The organism is Serratia sp. BFP-2025 (assembly GCF_050880365.1).
GTDB lineage: Bacteria > Pseudomonadota > Gammaproteobacteria > Enterobacterales > Enterobacteriaceae > Serratia > Serratia surfactantfaciens.
Map to the genome: position 1 here is coordinate 2,136,512 of NZ_JBPAFV010000001.1, position 15,577 is coordinate 2,152,088.

The 15,577-nt window shown below is 57.0% G+C and carries 22 protein-coding genes; 10 read left to right on the forward strand and 12 right to left on the reverse strand.

All coding sequences use genetic code 11. The features are described from left to right. Positions 1-31 precede the first annotated feature (31 nt). The 8 genes from ACRAWE_RS10150 to ACRAWE_RS10185 all read right to left on the reverse strand — a co-directional run bounded on the left by ACRAWE_RS10150 (position 32) and on the right by ACRAWE_RS10185 (position 6,020). On the reverse strand, positions 32-2,206 hold the full coding sequence (locus ACRAWE_RS10150) for a DNA cytosine methyltransferase (RefSeq protein WP_432525309.1): 2,175 nt from the start codon (positions 2,204-2,206) through the stop codon (positions 32-34). Continuing rightward, positions 2,203-2,448, reverse strand: a complete 246-nt coding sequence (locus ACRAWE_RS10155; protein WP_103682083.1) for a hypothetical protein — start codon at positions 2,446-2,448, stop codon at positions 2,203-2,205. The genes ACRAWE_RS10150 and ACRAWE_RS10155 overlap by 4 nt, the downstream gene beginning before the upstream one ends. A 3-nt stretch (positions 2,449-2,451) precedes the next feature. Continuing rightward, on the reverse strand, positions 2,452-2,874 hold the full coding sequence (locus ACRAWE_RS10160; protein WP_103682082.1) for a hypothetical protein: 423 nt from the start codon (positions 2,872-2,874) through the stop codon (positions 2,452-2,454). A gap of 43 nt (positions 2,875-2,917) precedes the next feature. Then, a complete protein-coding gene (locus ACRAWE_RS10165) occupies positions 2,918-4,333 on the reverse strand; it encodes a DnaB-like helicase C-terminal domain-containing protein (protein WP_103682081.1) in 1,416 nt (471 codons plus the stop codon). Then, a complete protein-coding gene (locus ACRAWE_RS10170; RefSeq protein ID WP_193158969.1) occupies positions 4,323-5,060 on the reverse strand; it encodes a helix-turn-helix domain-containing protein in 738 nt (245 codons plus the stop codon). Before ACRAWE_RS10170 ends, ACRAWE_RS10165 begins: the two co-directional genes overlap by 11 nt. Before the next feature lie 2 nt (positions 5,061-5,062). Further along, positions 5,063-5,281, reverse strand: a complete 219-nt coding sequence (locus ACRAWE_RS10175; protein WP_103682079.1) for a hypothetical protein — start codon at positions 5,279-5,281, stop codon at positions 5,063-5,065. 24 nt (positions 5,282-5,305) lie between these two features. After that, positions 5,306-5,758: a toxin YdaT family protein gene (locus tag ACRAWE_RS10180; protein ID WP_151888345.1), complete on the reverse strand. Its 453-nt coding sequence runs from the start codon at positions 5,756-5,758 to the stop codon at positions 5,306-5,308. Positions 5,759-5,819: 61 nt separating this feature from the next. Beyond that, the gene (locus ACRAWE_RS10185) at positions 5,820-6,020 is read right to left on the reverse strand and encodes a Cro/CI family transcriptional regulator (RefSeq protein ID WP_072269387.1); all 201 of its coding nucleotides are present in this window, start codon (positions 6,018-6,020) and stop codon (positions 5,820-5,822) included. Positions 6,021-6,098: 78 nt separating this feature from the next. Here ACRAWE_RS10185 and ACRAWE_RS10190 point away from each other — a divergent pair, with 78 nt between their 5' ends. The 9 genes from ACRAWE_RS10190 (at position 6,099) to ACRAWE_RS10230 (ending at position 12,155) form a co-directional block, all read left to right on the forward strand. Continuing rightward, on the forward strand, positions 6,099-6,500 hold the full coding sequence (locus tag ACRAWE_RS10190; RefSeq protein ID WP_079451881.1) for a helix-turn-helix domain-containing protein: 402 nt from the start codon (positions 6,099-6,101) through the stop codon (positions 6,498-6,500). A gap of 485 nt (positions 6,501-6,985) precedes the next feature. Then, positions 6,986-7,303, forward strand: coding sequence for a hypothetical protein (locus ACRAWE_RS10195; protein ID WP_060435313.1), 318 nt, complete (start codon positions 6,986-6,988; stop codon positions 7,301-7,303). A gap of 10 nt (positions 7,304-7,313) precedes the next feature. Further along, complete coding sequence (locus ACRAWE_RS10200; RefSeq protein WP_103682077.1) at positions 7,314-7,592, forward strand: hypothetical protein; 279 nt, start codon at positions 7,314-7,316, stop codon at positions 7,590-7,592. A 51-nt stretch (positions 7,593-7,643) separates the two neighbouring features. Beyond that, positions 7,644-9,818: a hypothetical protein gene (locus ACRAWE_RS10205; RefSeq protein WP_432525310.1), complete on the forward strand. Its 2,175-nt coding sequence runs from the start codon at positions 7,644-7,646 to the stop codon at positions 9,816-9,818. Further along, the gene (locus ACRAWE_RS10210) at positions 9,815-10,315 is read left to right on the forward strand and encodes a siphovirus Gp157 family protein (RefSeq protein ID WP_103682075.1); all 501 of its coding nucleotides are present in this window, start codon (positions 9,815-9,817) and stop codon (positions 10,313-10,315) included. Before ACRAWE_RS10205 ends, ACRAWE_RS10210 begins: the two co-directional genes overlap by 4 nt. 41 nt (positions 10,316-10,356) lie before the next feature. After that, positions 10,357-10,533 (forward strand): hypothetical protein, encoded by a 177-nt coding sequence (locus ACRAWE_RS10215; protein WP_168166355.1) that lies wholly within the window; start codon positions 10,357-10,359, stop codon positions 10,531-10,533. A 51-nt stretch (positions 10,534-10,584) separates the two neighbouring features. Next, positions 10,585-10,791: a hypothetical protein gene (locus ACRAWE_RS10220; protein ID WP_103682074.1), complete on the forward strand. Its 207-nt coding sequence runs from the start codon at positions 10,585-10,587 to the stop codon at positions 10,789-10,791. Next, on the forward strand, positions 10,757-11,098 hold the full coding sequence (locus tag ACRAWE_RS10225; protein WP_080435747.1) for an excisionase: 342 nt from the start codon (positions 10,757-10,759) through the stop codon (positions 11,096-11,098). Before ACRAWE_RS10220 ends, ACRAWE_RS10225 begins: the two co-directional genes overlap by 35 nt. Then, positions 11,073-12,155, forward strand: coding sequence for a tyrosine-type recombinase/integrase (locus tag ACRAWE_RS10230; protein WP_103682073.1), 1,083 nt, complete (start codon positions 11,073-11,075; stop codon positions 12,153-12,155). Before ACRAWE_RS10225 ends, ACRAWE_RS10230 begins: the two co-directional genes overlap by 26 nt. A 316-nt stretch (positions 12,156-12,471) precedes the next feature. Here the strand turns inward: ACRAWE_RS10230 and ACRAWE_RS10235 are convergent, their stop codons facing one another. The 4 genes from ACRAWE_RS10235 to ftnA all read right to left on the reverse strand — a co-directional run bounded on the left by ACRAWE_RS10235 (position 12,472) and on the right by ftnA (position 14,994). Continuing rightward, positions 12,472-12,813 (reverse strand): YebY family protein, encoded by a 342-nt coding sequence (locus tag ACRAWE_RS10235; RefSeq protein WP_432525311.1) that lies wholly within the window; start codon positions 12,811-12,813, stop codon positions 12,472-12,474. Positions 12,814-12,882: 69 nt separating this feature from the next. Continuing rightward, entirely contained in the window at positions 12,883-13,764 is an 882-nt protein-coding gene (gene copD / locus ACRAWE_RS10240; RefSeq protein WP_031300111.1) for a copper homeostasis membrane protein CopD, read from the reverse strand. Positions 13,765-13,766: 2 nt separating this feature from the next. Continuing rightward, a complete protein-coding gene (yobA, locus tag ACRAWE_RS10245; RefSeq protein WP_004940886.1) occupies positions 13,767-14,150 on the reverse strand; it encodes a CopC domain-containing protein YobA in 384 nt (127 codons plus the stop codon). 325 nt (positions 14,151-14,475) lie between these two features. Then, positions 14,476-14,994, reverse strand: a complete 519-nt coding sequence (ftnA, locus tag ACRAWE_RS10250) for a non-heme ferritin (protein ID WP_015377481.1) — start codon at positions 14,992-14,994, stop codon at positions 14,476-14,478. A 344-nt stretch (positions 14,995-15,338) separates the two neighbouring features. Between ftnA and ACRAWE_RS10255 the strand changes: the two genes are divergently transcribed. Next, positions 15,339-15,569: a DNA polymerase III subunit theta gene (locus tag ACRAWE_RS10255; protein WP_044031457.1), complete on the forward strand. Its 231-nt coding sequence runs from the start codon at positions 15,339-15,341 to the stop codon at positions 15,567-15,569. Positions 15,570-15,577 lie beyond the last annotated feature (8 nt).

A 15,577-nucleotide genomic window follows, 5' to 3' on the forward strand; every position in this document is an offset into this window, starting at 1 on the left:
GGCGTCATGCCGGGTTTTTTTATATAAAAACTCAAGCAGCTTGCTGCCAAATACAAAACTCGGGCATGTTTGCCCTCACCAGTGCCTCCGCAAATGGCGGCGGCACCGAATTCCCACAGCGTGCCACCTGCTCCGATTTCGGCCAGCGGGTGCCGTCGATATCCTGATCGATGATGTAGCTGCGCGGGAAGCCATTTGCGTTATACAGCTCGCGTGGTTCAAGCATTCGCATGCAAATGTCGACCACCATGTATTCGCCGACCTGGATAAGCTGCGGGCGCGGCGCCGGGAACAGGTGGCTGTCGTCCGGTTCGTCGCTGAATTCATCCATCAAACGCGCGCAGCACCAGGCGTTATAACGCTGGTCGTCGGTGATCAGCGTCGGCTCGCATTTCACCTCTGTGAGGCCAAACCGATCATGCGTCGGCACCGTGTGCATCGGGGCGTCGACGTCGATGCCGTCTTTCTCGTTGCCGTAGTATTTCTGCAGGTACGCAGTCACGTGGCCAACATGATTGCCGCCAGCGGTGAGCGTTGGCGCTGGCGCATTCGTCGGCCGCCCGTCTTTACATGTTCCACGTAGCTGCACCAGGTGCGACGTACAAAGTGAGTGGTGATCGACCTGCGTCACCGTGTGCATTGGCTCCTCCATTCCCAGCCCGGCGCCGGTGTAGTTCCCGCCGTAGTGCTTGCTCAAATGGGCTGCTGCCACTGCGGTATGCGATTCCGTCGGGATGGTCGCCGTTGGCGCGCCGATGCTGCGCGGCTTGCCGGAATATGTCGGGCCGCCAGCACCCACCAGCACCGCACTGGCCAGCTGCGTTTTGCCACCGCCGCCAGGCATGATCGTGCCCACCGGCGCATCAGCACGCTGGCCGGTGCTGTTCCCAAACTGGCGCACAACCACGGGCACCGCCACGGCGAAACCATGGGTTTGCGTGACCGTCTGCAGCGGAAGGCGGCCGGACTGCCCCCGGAAACAGTCGTACTTTGTTCGGTTGGACGTGTGATTGCACTTCACGGCGAACGGCTCGATCAGCAGGTGTTCTGCTTTGCTTGTGACCGTAGTCAGCGGTGTGCCGGTGGCATATTGTCGGCCGTCGCCTCCGAACCCCGTTTGCCCGATTTGAACGATGTACGGATCCGGACAGTCGATAACGTAGCGTTTCAACCCCTTCACGATGCGGCGCAGCGTGTTGTCCGCCAGCGGCTTTTTGCGGCCCATGATGCTGCGTGTAGGGATTGACCAGTCGATGCACTCGGCGGCGGTGCGGTATGGTTGCAGCTGCCCCGCCAGCACTTCGGCACTATCCGGCGCTCCATGTGAAGGATCTGGCCACACGACCGCTTCACCGTCACAACGGCTGACGACAAACAGGCGCTTGCGGATTGTTGGGGCGCCATAGTCACACGCGCGTAGCTCTTTGTGATCGACGTTATAGCCCAGCCCATCAACCAAACGGCGAGCGTCGTCGCTATCGACATCGATCTGCAGGAATTCGCAGGCTTCAGCCAACGCCGGGCAATCTGGCGCCACGCCGCTGCTCAGCATGCCGATGAACGAGCGGAATGTTTCGCCTGTATAAGCTGGGTCAGGGTACAAATTGCCCTTCTTATCTGCTTTCAGCGGCCCCCATGAACGGAATTCCTCTACGTTTTCCAGCATTAGGTAGCGCGGGCGTACCGCCAGCGCCCAACGCAGCACCACCCAGGCAAGCCCACGAATCTCCTTCCTTACCGGCGTTCCACCTTTCGCTTTCGAGAAGTGGCGGCAGTCCGGCGAGAACCAGCCCAGCAGCACCGGCAGGCCGCCGGTGGAGATTTTCGGATCAACGCTGAAAATGTCTTCCGGGTAGTGCAGCGTGCGCGGATGGTTAACTGCATGCATCGCCATGGCGACCGGATTGTGATTCATCGCGATGTGCGGCTCGAAACCCAGTGCCTGCTTGATGCCTTCGCAACTACCGCCACCGCCGGCAAACCCAACCACAACCAAACCGTTATCAACAGCGTCCGGGCGGAAATCGACGATCTGTTTTTTGCGCGCCCAGGCATGCGCCGTTTTCTGAATTTCCTGCGGGCTGACACGGTTGAGGAACATCTGATTAATTTTCTGCAGGACGCCCTGCTGTTCTTCGCCGCTCAACGCGTGAACTGGCAGCACGGAAGATGCGCACTGCTGAACCTCTGTTGGCCAAATACTCATGCCTCTTTCCCCTCTCTGCGATCACGCCAGTAATTCAAGCGTGCTCTGAAATGTTCCCGGTATTGCTCCGGCGCCTCTTCAATCGCCACCAGCACCTTTGTGCGAGTGATCTTCCTCGCGAATAAATCGCGTACCAGGCCGCAGGCGCGCAGGTCGAACTGCTCTAAATCGCGTTGTTCCTGCGTCCAGGCGCCTCGATTGAATGGCAGGCCGGGCGGTAGATAGTCCGATTGCCCGGCCATGGTTTATGCCCTCGATTCGTCCGCCAAACGGCGCATGACGTCTTTTTCACGTGGAGGTAACCCACTTGCCACGCTTTTCTGTATTTCGCGGCGTACGGCCGTTATAGGCTTCAGGATGTGCAATACCCGATCGAGAGGCATGCGGAGCATCAGCGCGATGCTTTCAGGAGAGCGCCCCAGGCGCTGCAGCTCGTAGATACCGGTCATCACCCGGCGTCCGTAGCTGATACGGTCACCGATTTTGACGATCGGGCCGGATTCGGCTGCCGGCCGGGCGACGCGCTGGGGTTTCGGAGGTGGGCAGTACGGCGCGCGGGAACGGGCGCGGGCTGCCTGGTTGATGCGGTCGAGAATCGCCGGCGCGTGGTCGCAGCCGTCATCCATCACAAACCGCTTATCGCGGATCATTTCGTTGATAGTGCTCATGGTCTTTCCTCGTTTTGGTCGTTAAGCGCTGGTCAGGCGCCGGTTAAAAACTCTTTGTCGCTTCGTTCTTGTCGGCGTAACGCCGCTCTCTCGTTTGCCCGGTTTGCGCCCGGCGCGCGGCCTCCTCGTCGGTTATGTCACGGATATATCCGTTTTCCAGCAGCGCATAAGCGGTGCCAGTAGCGCCCTCGCGGTTCAGGCGCAAAATCACTTCCATCAGCTGCGGGTCGGCGCCTTTGGTGTATACGGCGTCACGATACAGGCCGATCCATACGTCGCAATCCTGCTCGATCTGGCCGGTGTCCTTACTGTCGCTCGGCACCGGGCGCTTATCGGCGCGGTCTTCGAGTTTGCGGTTCAGCTGGGTCAGCAGCAGCACCGGGCAATCCAATTCTTTGGCCAGATTTTTCAGGCCAGTGGTGATATCGCCATACGCAATATCGCGGCGCTCGGCTTCCTCGGCTTTCATCAGGGTCAGGTAGTCGATCGCCACCAGTCCCACCGTGCCGCGCTGGCGCTTCACTTTGCGGCACTCCGCCACAATGTGCGCCAGCGTCACGCCCGGCGTACTGTCGATCATCAGATTCGACTCGGCCAGTTCGGTGGCCTTGGCCATGGCGCGTGCCATATCGCTGTCGTCGTGGGCGCCAACGTAGAAAATTTCGGACTTCACGCGGGCTTCCTGTGCGACCATTCGCTCGATGATCCCCCGGTCGGTCATTTCCAGGCTGAAAACGAGCGTCGGCAGTCGGTGGTTCAACGCAAAGTGCGCGCTGATTTTGTTGTACAGCGCGGTTTTGCCCATCTTCGGGCGGGCTCCCACCACAACCAGCGCGCCACGCAGCACCTGTTTCGGGTACATCAGCCGGTCGAGGCTCTCGATACCCAGCGTCAGGCCGGCGGCGCTGTCCGGGTCTTGGAACCGGCGATCCATCTCGTCCACCCATTCGCCGATCACGTCGCCCGCCGCGCGCAGGCCGCCGCGTTTGCCGGTTCTCGCATGGTCGGATACGGCGGTGATCATCTGCTGCACGCTGGCCAGCTTGTTCGCCGCGTCCATGCCGTTGTTGGCGCCCACCAGCTCAACGCAGGCGTAAAGCTTCTCCAGCGCATAGCGGAGAACAGCTTTCTCTCGCACTGCATGCGCATAGCTGACCATCGCCGGGACGCTGGTATTCCTGCCGGTTTCTGCCAGATACGCGAAGCCGCCTACCTGCTCCAGTACGCCCTTGCTCTCGAGTGAATCGCTCAGAGTGATCAGGTCAGTCGGTCGGCTGGCGTTCACCAGCGCGCGCAGCTCAGTGAAAATTATCCGGTGCGCCGCCAGGTAGAACGATTCTGGTTTCAGCAGGCCGAACACTGCCGCCGCCCTGTCGTGCTCCGTGTTGTGCATCAGGCTGCCGAGAATGGCCTGCTCAAGGTCGATGTTGTACGGCGCGGCCGGCAGGTTATCGATCATCGGCGCGGCCCTCTTTCACGGCGACATAGCAGCGCTCGGTGATCAGGTAGTCGAAGTTTTTGCGGCGCCACTGACCGCCGCGGCCGTTCGGCCGGTCTTCCAGCATCCAACGGCAGTTCTCGGCGATAAACTGCAGGTATGCCTGCCAGCGGGTTTCGTTGAACTTGAATTTCTTCCAGAAGTTACGCAGCGTGCGCTTCCGGGTATCCGTCAGGATCTGCACCGTCGCCATTTCCGGCAGCGTGGCGTGATAGGCTTCGAGGATTTTTTGATAATCCATCCGATCGACCTGCGGCTGTTCAGGGTGATCAGCGCCAGCTGATCCACCAACAATAGGTTCATTGACTGGTTCAAAAGAATGACTGATTCTGGGTGCAGCTCCTGCACCCTCCCCCCCTGCAGCAGATGCACCCATGGGTGCAGGATTTGCACCATAGGGTGCAGCATTTGCACCATACCCACCCAGCACTAAGTGGTAGATATTTGAGCGATTCAGGCCGTTCTCGGCTTTGCGCTCTTCGATACGCACCAGACCGTCTTTGACCAGCTGCTGAATGTGATTTTGGGCAGAGCGCTTGGAGATTTCGCACTGCTCAGCGATGTACTGAACCGCTGGCCAGCACTCCCCCTGATCGTTGGCGTTGTCGGCCAGTTTCAGCAGCACCAATTTGCGCAGCGGGTTGCCGACTTTGATTTTCATGGCCCGCACCATCAGTTCCATGCTCATGATCAGATCCCCAGCGAGTCTGCAAGCTGGCGGCACGCGTCCTGGTACTGCTCCGGCGATAAGTTTTCTTCACGCAGCGCGGCCTTGCCCTGCTCGTATTGTTCCCAGACGGCATACGCGGCAGCCTGGCGATCTTCAAAGATCGGTCTGATTTCTGCGGCGTCGGCGGGCATGCCATTCAGGCGCCAGCCGTTCCGGTATGTGATGTGGTTGGCTTGCATTGGTCTTTCCTCGGTACAAAGTTTTTACGCGGCGCTGGTCAGGCGCTGGGTTTCCTGCAGGGCGACAAGTGCGCCGGCAATGCGCTGCGGCGTGTCACAGGCGCCGAGCAGGATTGCGATAATCGCGGCGGCAAATTCTCGGATGGCCACCGACAGCAAATACTGTTGAGTCGGGCCGGCCAGCCGGGCGCGCCGTTCCGCAGGCAGCGCGGCAAGCATGGCGTCGGCCAGTTCCCGCACCTTCTCGCGCGCGGCTTTCGACTCGCTGCGCATGTGGCGAAATATCGCCTGCCGGTTGGTGTTGATCGCCCGCCAATCGGCGGCGCCGGTTTCATCCTCGATCGGATACAGCCGAACCCGGCCACCGTCGGCGCCGAGCTGGAACCATGCGCGCGTGATCTCGATTGCAACGTGTTCCTGCCCTTGCTCCGCCGCCCAGCTCACGATCTCGTTTTTCAGTTTCTCGATGTTTTCCACTTCGCGTCTCCTGTCGCTCGAAAACCAATTTTGCTTAATCGGATTTCGGTGGGGTTGGTTGTTAAGCTGCATCCGTTGATTTCGGGTGCTGGTATGCCGCGGGGTCGTAAGACAGCTCACCATCAGTTAAGCGATCTAAACGAGCAGCGCGTCGTTCGGGAATTTGCTTTCCCCAACGCGATACTGAAGCCTGCGAAACACCCGCGGCTTCAGCGAGTTTGGTTTTATTTCCGAAGAATTTAACTGCGTCTTCAGTAAGCATTCTTGCCTCCCGTTATTAACATTTGTTTGAAAATTACAACTTAACAAAAGCTAAGTCAAATTAATTTATAGTAACTGGATGAAAATGACCTCATTAAGCGACCGCATGAAAATGCGCAGGACAGAACTGGACATTTCACAGCAGCGACTAGCTGACGCTGTGAAGGTTTCTCACGTCACAGTTTTTAAATGGGAGAACGGAGACACTGAACCGAAAGGCAAAAACCTTTTTCTGTTGTCTAAGGCTCTACGCTGTACTCCTACCTGGTTGCTTTACGGTGATGAAGATCAAACCCCACTCCCTGCCGATCAGTTGCCTGTAGAGCTTGACGAGCGACAAACAAAGCTCATCGAACTATTTGATTCTCTTCCTGAATCAGAGAAAGATCGTCACTTGGCTGATCTAGAGGCCAAGGTCAACGACTTCAATGCTCTTTTTGAAGAGCTTTTGACTGCAAGAAAAAACTCAAAGAAAAAATAATCCAAATATCAGTCAGTTACTCCATTCGATGCAGAAACTTAACTTTTTGCAAGTAATTTTCATTGACCAATAACTTACCTTTAGTTAAGCTAATTTCCATCAACAGCGCACTAACCCTGCAGCGGTTGTTCAGAAATGTTCCGCCAGCCGGGCGATACGCGGCAAAGGATTTAAACGTGGTGGTCGTAACTTCGGGGCGTTGTTCTCGGCCACCACAACCCGAAAGACATTGCTGTGTGTAGTCTTTCGCTCCGCGCGCCGGGGCAATTTTTCACCCAGCAAATTGAGGAAAGACCAGCGGCCTGACCAGCCTGACAGCCGGGAAAGACCGGCAACCCAGACGTAAAAAAACCCGCCGAAGCGGGTTCTTTTACCCCGGCGCCGACCAAAGCAACCGGGAATGATACAGGGGACCAACCCTGTATCGAGGAAAGACCAATAACCCATGGAGCTACTGATCAGCTCCGATTATATCAGGAGTCGCTATGAAAGCACTACAGATACCCGTCACGCTGTTTATCCACGCGAACGTTAGCCAGTACACCCAAGAGAAAATCTCCGTGTTCACCATGGATATGTCTCAGTACCCGGAATACGTGCTGCTGGAAACCCGCACAATCCACATCGACGTTAACCAGCCTGAACCGATCGACATCATCGGGAAACAGGTTGAAGCGTTGCAGCTGGAAAAAGCCCGTCTGGCCGACGCCACTTACAAACGCATTGCCGAGATCGACGATCAGGTGCAGCAGCTGCTTTGCATTGAGCACTGCCCTGTAGACGCCGACGAACTCCCGTACTGAGGGCGCGGCCATGAATATCGAAACCCACAATCTGAGCGCCGAGCTGGCGCTATGGCAACGCCATGAAGAGGCCGGGCAGCGCGACCAATTCGAAGCCGCGGCGACGCACGGCTATTCCGACGAGGCGATCGAAGTTTTCACCCACATCGACGGCACCGCCGCCGAGACCCGCGACCGCCTGTTGATGGCCGTAATGATGGCGACGCCGGACACCCTGCAGCAGCGCCAGTGTGAGCTTTACAGCTGGTATTGCGACAACGTGAAAGCCGTAGCGAGCGAGAAGTTTTAACCCACCCCGGCGCCTGACCAGCGCCGATTTTTAACAGAGGAAAGACCAAAAATGCCTATCTACATTTCACTTTTTGAGCCTAAGAAAAAGGCTCAGGTTAACGGCGCCGTGCCGCTGGTGATCGCGTTGGAAGCGCCAAACAAGCGCGCGGCCGAAAGCATCGCTACCGGCAAACTGTACGAAGCCTACCCGGAGGGCGGCGACAACTTCTTCAATCCGAAAACTGTCGAAGATCAGACCGGCCACCCTCGCCCGGCCGTCGGTCAGTTCGATGAAAAGTTTGCCGCTGATAACGTATTCGACGGCAGCGCGTGGACGCCAAAAGAGCCTGAGCCGGAAGTACCGGCCGGACCTATCGACCTGATGGCGCAGCCTGCCAACGTTCGGATCGCAGCCGTTGTGATGTACGGTGATGCCGAGATCGATAATAGCCAGTTATCGCTGGTTGTGGATTTGCTCAATGACGAGAAAACGCCAGATGATACCGGCATGCGTGCGGTGATCGACGGGCTTGTATCAGTTCCCGCTGTCGGCGCTATGTACCCCGCATCCGTCTACAAATTGGTTTCAGCACTGTTCCAAAACACCACCGCCATGCCGACCAAAGAAGCCACCACCGCATTCGCACAGGCCTGGGTCGACAAGCCTGACGATCGCGAAAACCTCACGCAGAACAGCACCAGCACCAGCACCAGCACCAGCACCAGCACCAGCACCAGCACCGACAATACCGGCGGCGCGGCCGACTACAACACCCTGAGCATGCACACAGCACTGTCGATCATGGGCGTTAATCCTGCAGAGGCGAAAGCGGCTGACGTGAAGAACGCGAAAGAGATTATCGCGAACCGCGATAACGCCTGGCGCGCGTGGGACAAAACGCTGCGGGTGATCGTCGGCATTCTCAACGTCGAAACCGATGTGCGGCACGGCATCATTTCCGATGGGCTAAAAAACCTGAAGCTGATCAGCGGCGACGCCGAACGCCTGCACTTTGTGAAATCCCGTCTTGCTGGCCACCCTGCATGCGCCGAGCTGGCGGACTATGGCAAGGACGACGAGAAGCCGGTCGAGGTGGCCAACCTTGGCGGCGGCCGCTTCTCTATCGAAGGTCTGATCGGAAGCGGTGAGCAGCAGCATGCGGAGACCGGCCCGGCGCAATCTGCCGCCTCAAATCAGGGTGAAAAAACGGAAGTGGCGCAGCAGCAAGTTACCGACGCAGCAGCGGCGCAAGCCAAGCAGCAACTGGATCAGATGGGTTATGGCGTTTACGCCAACGCACCAGCGGAGAAATCCCCGCAACTGCAGCAGGCAGAAGAAAACGCCGACCGCGCAGAAGTACTGGCGCAGCAGCTGAAAGCCGACGATTTCCAGCAGCGCGCCGCGCAGGTTGAGCAGGTAATCGCTGAGCAATCGGCGGAGGATGGCGACAACCTCGGAATCTGGAACCGCGTTTATAAGACCGATGCCAAGTTTACCAAGGCATTCAGCAATAACGGCGGCGGCACATCGATCAACGGCACATACATGGTGATGCAGGCCACCAAAGTATTCGGGCCACAGGGCATTAACTGGGGTGTAGAAATCATCGAAGAGCGTTTCGATAACGGCGCTCCAATCATGCGATCGGTGAAGCAGCAGGACGGGAGCTTTATTCAAGAGATCATTCCGAACGGCGCCGGCGGTTATCTGTGTGAGGTAAACCACACCGTGAAAATCCGCCTGTGGTACAAGCACAGCGGTCAGACTGGCGAGGTGATCGCTTATGGCTGCACGCCATACGTTTACAAGAGCAAAAACGGGACATTCAGCGACGGTGAAGCCCCGAAAAAGTCTCTTACAGACGCCACCAAAAAAGCCCTGTCACAACTCGGTTTCTCCGCCGACGTGTTCCTCGGCCTGTACGACGATCTGACCTACCGCCAAGAGAACGATGCAGAGTTCGCGCTCAAGAACGCCAGCGAGAAAGCCGAGGGCGTAACCCGCATGCGCGAAGAGTTGGATGAGCATCTGGCGAAAGTCGCCGAGACCCTCAAAGGTGCAGTTACAGCCAATGAGGCGACCAAGGTTCACGGTTCTGTCGCCCGTGAGATTGAAGCCCATCGCAAGGCCGCCGACGGAAAAGGCGATAAAGAGTTTGCCCAATACCTGGCCGGCCGACTGCGCCGACTGACCGCCCTGAAAGATGAACGCATCGCCGCACTGACCGAGGAGAAAGCATCATGAGCACTACCGCCATTGCACTGGCCGCTGATTACGCCAAGTTTCACGAACTGATCGAAGCCTCCGACGATCTGATGCCGGAGATGATCGCCGACACACTGGAAGGCATTGAGGGAGCGCTGGGTGACAAACTGGACGCCGCCTTTATTCACGTTCGCAATATTGAGGGGCAAGCCGACACTCTGGCGGCGGAAATCAAACGCCTGTCCGACCGTAAAAAGTCATTCGAGAACCGCGCAAAGTCGATCCGCAAGTATGTGCTGACGTGTCTGTTGGCCAGCGGTCAGGGATCCATTAAAACCACGGCGAACACCTTCACTGCGCGCAAAGGATCCGCGAGCGTGGTGGTCGACAATGCCGACCTGCTGCCTGATGAACTGGTGACGGTGCAAACGGTGGTAGCGCCGGACAAGAAAGCCATCAAAGAGGCAATCGAGAACGGCGTGGAAGTCAAAGGCGCGCATATCGAAATCGGCGAACCGTCGCTGCAGGTGCGTTAATCATCCGGCCCCGGCGACGGGGCCAATACTGAGGATCTCACATGCTGAGAATGTACCTGGCCAAAGGCGATGCGGTGCACGTGACCTTCCCTGACGGTACCACCGGAATCATTGAGGCCGAGAGCCGCGGCGAACTGGCTTTCCACTTCCCGCAATCTGTACGCCTGACACGCGAGAAAGAAGCCTTTAAAAAACCGATTACGCCTAATCAGAAATAACCACCCCCGCCATGTTTGCATTGTTGGAAACCACACAACGGGGGAACAGCAATGCAACCATGGCAACCAGGCGCCCGCCTACTCTCTGATTTCGATATCAAGATCGGCCGGCTATCTGCCAGCGTCAGAAAAGCGACGCTGAGCGATGACGATATCGCCCGGGCGTGTCGTGTGACCGACGACGCAATCGCCCAAATACTGAAGCTGAAACTGAGGAAAGACCATGTCCAACAAATTGATCCAGGGGAGTTGCAATAGTCATCTTCCAAACACAATCAACAGCACTAGCCACGCCGTATTTTTGACCTTAGAGGAATGGTGCAATAGCACTTATCCTGGGAAAAAACCGTCATTGCAAACTCTTCAGCGCTGGGCTCGAAACGGCAATTTTTACCCGGCGGCTGAAAAACACGGTAAGCAATACAGGCTTGTACCTGGTGCCATATACATAGACCCAAGCGATCCTCGCTTAGGCAAAAAAATAAAAGAAGCTCGCAGCATCGAGCCAGCAAGAACAGCGTTTATGGAGAAAGTGATTAATGACTCGGCAAAGGGGGGGGTATGACATGCGACTGCCTAAAAACCTGACATTCCGCCGAAACCGGAACGCGTTCTACTGGCGCAATCCAGTCACCAAAAAGGAGATCTCTCTCGGCCAGATTTCGCGACGCGAGGCTATCGCCCAAGCGATTGAAGCCAACCACTATATCGAGCAAAATTACTCTCCCGTTCTGCTCCTGGAGAAAATCAAGGGCAGCCACGAATACACGCTAAACGCCTGGCTCGATCGGTACGATGTCCTGTTCAAGCGGCGAGAACTGGCCGAGAACACATACAAAGTGCGCACCGGCCAAATTGCCATTATCCGGGAACGCCTGGGCGACATGGTGCTGACAAAAATCACGACACGCCACATCGCCGAATTTCTCGAGTTTTGGATCGCCCAGAACAAAAAGACAATGGCCGCAACCATGCGATCGGTGCTGTCTGATATTTTCCGCGAGGCGATCGTGGAAGGTCACATCGAAAACAACCCTGTGACCCCTACCCGCGCGGCGAAAGCTGTCGTGATGCGCGAACGTCTGGAACTGAAGCAATACGGGCCGATTCGAGAGGCCGCGGAAACAATGCCGCCTTGGTTCTGCCTGGCGATGGATCTCGCTCTGGTCTCCGGCCAGCGCCGCGAGGATCTGACACAAATGCGATTTAGCCATATCGTTGACGGCCGCCTGCAGGTTGAACAAGGCAAAACGGGGGCTTTGCTCTCCCTCCCCCTTGATCTTGAACTGAAATGCATGGGCCTGCGGCTTGGCGCCGTTATCGACCGATGCCGATTGGTCAGCACGACTGACTTCATGATCAGTGCCGGCATCAGGAAAAATAGCCCAGATGGCTCGATCCACCCCGACGGGCTAACGAAAAAATTTGTCGCCGCGCGGAAAGCATCAGGTTTGGAATTTCAGGAAAGCCCGCCGACGTTCCACGAGATCCGAAGCCTGTCCGGCCGCCTGTACGAAAAGCAGAACGACAAGGCATTTGCTCAAAAACTGCTGGGGCATACAACCGAAATGATGACGCTGAAATATCTTAAAACGAGGGGGAAGGAGTACGTGATGCTCTAAAAGACCGAATATCAAAATTCGGACATATTTCGGACATTTTCGGACAAACGAAAATAAACCCTTTAAAATCAACAACTCAAAAAAAGACCGAATACGATTCCTATATTCGGTCTAGGGAAATGGCTCTTGGGAGAGAGCCGTGCGCTAAAAGTTGGCATTTAATGCAGGGCTTGTTCAGCCGTGCACTTTAAGAGTAGCCTACCGCGCCAGTTTTGCCAGCCGCCCGGCGGCCGCGTGATAGTTTCGTGACGAAATAACTATGCGGCAAATGCGCATCAATCTGCGCACGCTGGGCAAGGCGTTGGCAAACAAGCGGTTAGTCAGCGCACAGCTTCTCGGCGCGCTCGATAAACGGCGCCATGCTCATTTTTTTCCCCGGTTCGGCAGGGTCGTCCAGCAGGATCACTTCCAGCGACTGCGCGCGCTGATGGCCCTTCTTCACCTGCTGCTCCGCCGCGTCGTTGAGCGGATATTGCATCAGGGTGCTGTTATTCAGCACAAACAGCGCACCGCCGCTGCGGCACTGCAGCGTCACTTCTTCCTTGGTGAACGCCCACTGTTTGCCGTACTCCAGTTTGGTGATGTTCACCAGTTTGTCTGCCGCCAGCGCGCCGGTCGCGGTTGCCAGCAGCGTAATGCCGAGTAATACCGATTTCATGTGATGGCCTTAAGGTTGCTATTCGCGCCGATTTTCCCGCAGCTTGGCCGGTTGCGGCAAGCTGAAATGTCATACCGGCGCATAGGTTGCAAATAAACTGACCAGCAGCAGCACCGCCATCCCCAGCCCGACTTCGAGCCAGCAGGCCAGCACCACACCGCGCTGCGCCAGCGCCGGTACGCGGCTCATCGCCGGCACGATGGCGTAGCGATTGGCCAGCGCCACCATCACCATCAGCGCCACCAGCGCGGTTTTGATCAGCAGCAGGCGCTGATAAGGCGAGCCGAGGTTGAGCGGCCAACCGCCGAGAATGATCAGGCTGTTGACGATGCCGGTGACGATCACCGCCGCCACCGCCAGGTGCCCCCAGCGCGAGAAACGGATCAGCGTGGTGATGGCGTCGCTGCGCCACTGCGGCGGCGACAGGTAACGCAGGCAAACCAGCAGCGGCGCCAGGCTGCCGAACCAGTAACCGGCGGCCAGCAGGTGCACCGCATGGTTGGCGCGGTGCAGCGCGCCCAACGCGCCTTCATGCATCGCCGCGTGGCCGATGAACGCCAGGCTCACCAGCAGCAGCGCCGAGCACAGCGCCAACGCCTGTACGCGCGGCCGTTCCGGCAGCAGCAGGCCCAGGATCGCCAGCAGCGTCAGGCCCAGATGCCAGCGCCACACTTCGCCGAAGGTGGTGCCGAGCACCGCCCACCAGACCTCCAGCCGCCAGGCGTCTTGCCAACCGTCGCCCATCTGCCCGGCCTGGATGGCCAGCAGCGCCACGGCGGAAAGCCCGGCAACCCAGGTGCCGGCAAGCAGCAGCGGACGCACATCGCGGGAGAGGATCGGGGAGAGGCGCTGCGGTGACAATAAGGCGGTGAACAGACTGATGCCGAACATCAGCATCACCGCCGCAAAGTGCACCAAGCGACACAGAACGAACAGGGTCGCCAGAGTCACGATCAGTTTACGGTGAAGCTGTACTGGCCTTTGGTTTTATGCCCGTCGACCGACACCACATGCCAGCTGACGTTGTATTTGCCCGCGCTCAGCTCGCCTTCAATCGGCACGTTGACCTGAGTGTTGTTGTTCGGATCGAGCTGCAGCTTGCCGGTTTTCACCACGGCGTTGTCCGGGCCGGTGATTTTCACGCCGCTGAAGTTCGGCTCGATGCCTTCGGAGAAGCTGAGGGTCAGCGCCTTCGGCGCCGGGCTGACGCTGGCGTCGGCCTTCGGCGTTTCCACTTTCAGGTGGGCGTGCGCCAGCGCTTGCTGCGAAGACAGGCCAACGAACAGAACGAAAACGGTGGAAAGCAGGCGACAAGAGGAACGAATTTTACCGATCACAGTGGTATCCCTTAACAATATAAAGAGGGTCATAAGGGTTAAGGCCACAGCCAAGGCGATGTATCAGCGGCCCCAACCCACCGCAATGATTGCGCCACGGGTAAACAGAAAAACGGGTTGTATCGGCTAACCCGCTGTTTTGACTCTACCATCCCTGTAGCGTATCGCGGTAAATCATAACGACCACGCTGCGGCAAGTCGAGCGCATCACTGGCATTTTGCGATCCGGCAGCACGTATCGCCGCATAACCGCGATAAACGCAGGGTAAAAAAAAACCGCGCATCAGGCTCGCCCGCGCGCGGTTTTTCGATGTTCTGATGCAGATCAGGCCTGATCGTTGCCGCCCTGGCCCATCGCGCCCATTTTCTTCAGATCTTTGTCGATGAAGAACAGGCCCTTGCCGCTGGTGCCCACCAGCGCCAGCTTGTCCAGCACGGATTTGAACAGTTTCTCTTCTTCATGCTGCTCCGCCACGTACCACTGCAGGAAGTTGAAGGTGGAGTAATCGTGTGCGGTCATGGCGGCGTGCGCCAGTTCGTTGATCTGACGAGTGATCAGCTGTTCGTGTTCGTAGGTCTGCTGGAACACGTCCGCCAGCGACTCAAACGCCACCGGCGGCGCGGCGATGGTGCCCAGCAGCGGCAGAGAGCCGGTGTCGCTCAGATAGTCGAACAAACGTTGCATATGCTGCATCTCTTCCTGAGAATGCTCTTTAAGAAATGCGGCGGCGCCTTCAAAGCCTTTATCGCTGCACCATGCGCTCATCTGCAGATACAGGTTGGCGGAGTAGAACTCCAGATTCAGTTGCTCATTCAGCTTTTGAGTCATTTCTTGCGTAAGCATAATGATTCCTTTTATTTTGCAGGTCATGAATTTAATTTCCGCGCATTATGCCCTGCTGCCGTAAAAATAAAAACACCTTATTTACACTCAAATCACATTAATTATAAAAATCATATATATCAACAAATTATAATATCACCGCCACATTGAGAATTAACATGATAATTATTTTCATCTTTTAGTTTAATCAAAAAGCGAATCATTCTTATTTAAAAGAATAAATAGATTGCATTACTGCTGGATAAATATCGCTCCCGGCAACGGCGTAATGGGCTTGCCAAGCGCCGCCGGGTGGATTACCTTCTGCGCAGATTCAATGCGGCAAAGTAAGTAAGGAGCATAGCGTGGGTTACAATCTGGCCGAGCTGCCCAAAGAGGAAATGGACAGGGTGAATGTGGATCTCGCCGCCTCAGGCGTGGCGTATAAAGAGCGCTACAACATGCCGGTGATCCCGGAAGTGGTGGAGCGCGAGCAACCGGAAGCGCTGCGCGACTATTTTCGCGAGCGCGTGGCACACTACCGCGCGGAATCCCACAAGTTTTCGCGCCTGCCGTACGAGCCGAAGGCTAAATAGAAAAACCC

Excerpts from the sequence above, each read along its gene's own strand:
- ACRAWE_RS10185 (WP_072269387.1), bottom strand. The coding sequence starts at position 6,020 with ATGCTTACTGAAGACGCAGTTAAATTCTTCGGAAATAAAACCAAACTC.
- ftnA (WP_015377481.1), bottom strand. The coding sequence starts at position 14,994 with ATGCTTACGCAAGAAATGACTCAAAAGCTGAATGAGCAACTGAATCTG.
- ACRAWE_RS10220 (WP_103682074.1), top strand. The coding sequence starts at position 10,585 with ATGCAACCATGGCAACCAGGCGCCCGCCTACTCTCTGATTTCGATATC.
- ACRAWE_RS10170 (WP_193158969.1), bottom strand. The coding sequence starts at position 5,060 with ATGAGCATGGAACTGATGGTGCGGGCCATGAAAATCAAAGTCGGCAAC.
- ACRAWE_RS10165 (WP_103682081.1), bottom strand. The coding sequence starts at position 4,333 with ATGATCGATAACCTGCCGGCCGCGCCGTACAACATCGACCTTGAGCAG.
- ACRAWE_RS10235 (WP_432525311.1), bottom strand. The coding sequence starts at position 12,813 with ATGAAATCGGTATTACTCGGCATTACGCTGCTGGCAACCGCGACCGGC.
- ACRAWE_RS10210 (WP_103682075.1), top strand. The coding sequence starts at position 9,815 with ATGAGCACTACCGCCATTGCACTGGCCGCTGATTACGCCAAGTTTCAC.
- ACRAWE_RS10215 (WP_168166355.1), top strand. The coding sequence starts at position 10,357 with ATGCTGAGAATGTACCTGGCCAAAGGCGATGCGGTGCACGTGACCTTC.
- ACRAWE_RS10155 (WP_103682083.1), bottom strand. The coding sequence starts at position 2,448 with ATGGCCGGGCAATCGGACTATCTACCGCCCGGCCTGCCATTCAATCGA.
- ACRAWE_RS10205 (WP_432525310.1), top strand. The coding sequence starts at position 7,644 with ATGCCTATCTACATTTCACTTTTTGAGCCTAAGAAAAAGGCTCAGGTT.
- ACRAWE_RS10175 (WP_103682079.1), bottom strand. The coding sequence starts at position 5,281 with ATGCAAGCCAACCACATCACATACCGGAACGGCTGGCGCCTGAATGGC.
- ACRAWE_RS10150 (WP_432525309.1), bottom strand. The coding sequence starts at position 2,206 with ATGAGTATTTGGCCAACAGAGGTTCAGCAGTGCGCATCTTCCGTGCTG.
- ACRAWE_RS10225 (WP_080435747.1), top strand. The coding sequence starts at position 10,757 with ATGTCCAACAAATTGATCCAGGGGAGTTGCAATAGTCATCTTCCAAAC.
- ACRAWE_RS10160 (WP_103682082.1), bottom strand. The coding sequence starts at position 2,874 with ATGAGCACTATCAACGAAATGATCCGCGATAAGCGGTTTGTGATGGAT.
- ACRAWE_RS10195 (WP_060435313.1), top strand. The coding sequence starts at position 6,986 with ATGAAAGCACTACAGATACCCGTCACGCTGTTTATCCACGCGAACGTT.
- ACRAWE_RS10230 (WP_103682073.1), top strand. The coding sequence starts at position 11,073 with ATGACTCGGCAAAGGGGGGGGTATGACATGCGACTGCCTAAAAACCTG.
- ACRAWE_RS10200 (WP_103682077.1), top strand. The coding sequence starts at position 7,314 with ATGAATATCGAAACCCACAATCTGAGCGCCGAGCTGGCGCTATGGCAA.
- ACRAWE_RS10190 (WP_079451881.1), top strand. The coding sequence starts at position 6,099 with ATGAAAATGACCTCATTAAGCGACCGCATGAAAATGCGCAGGACAGAA.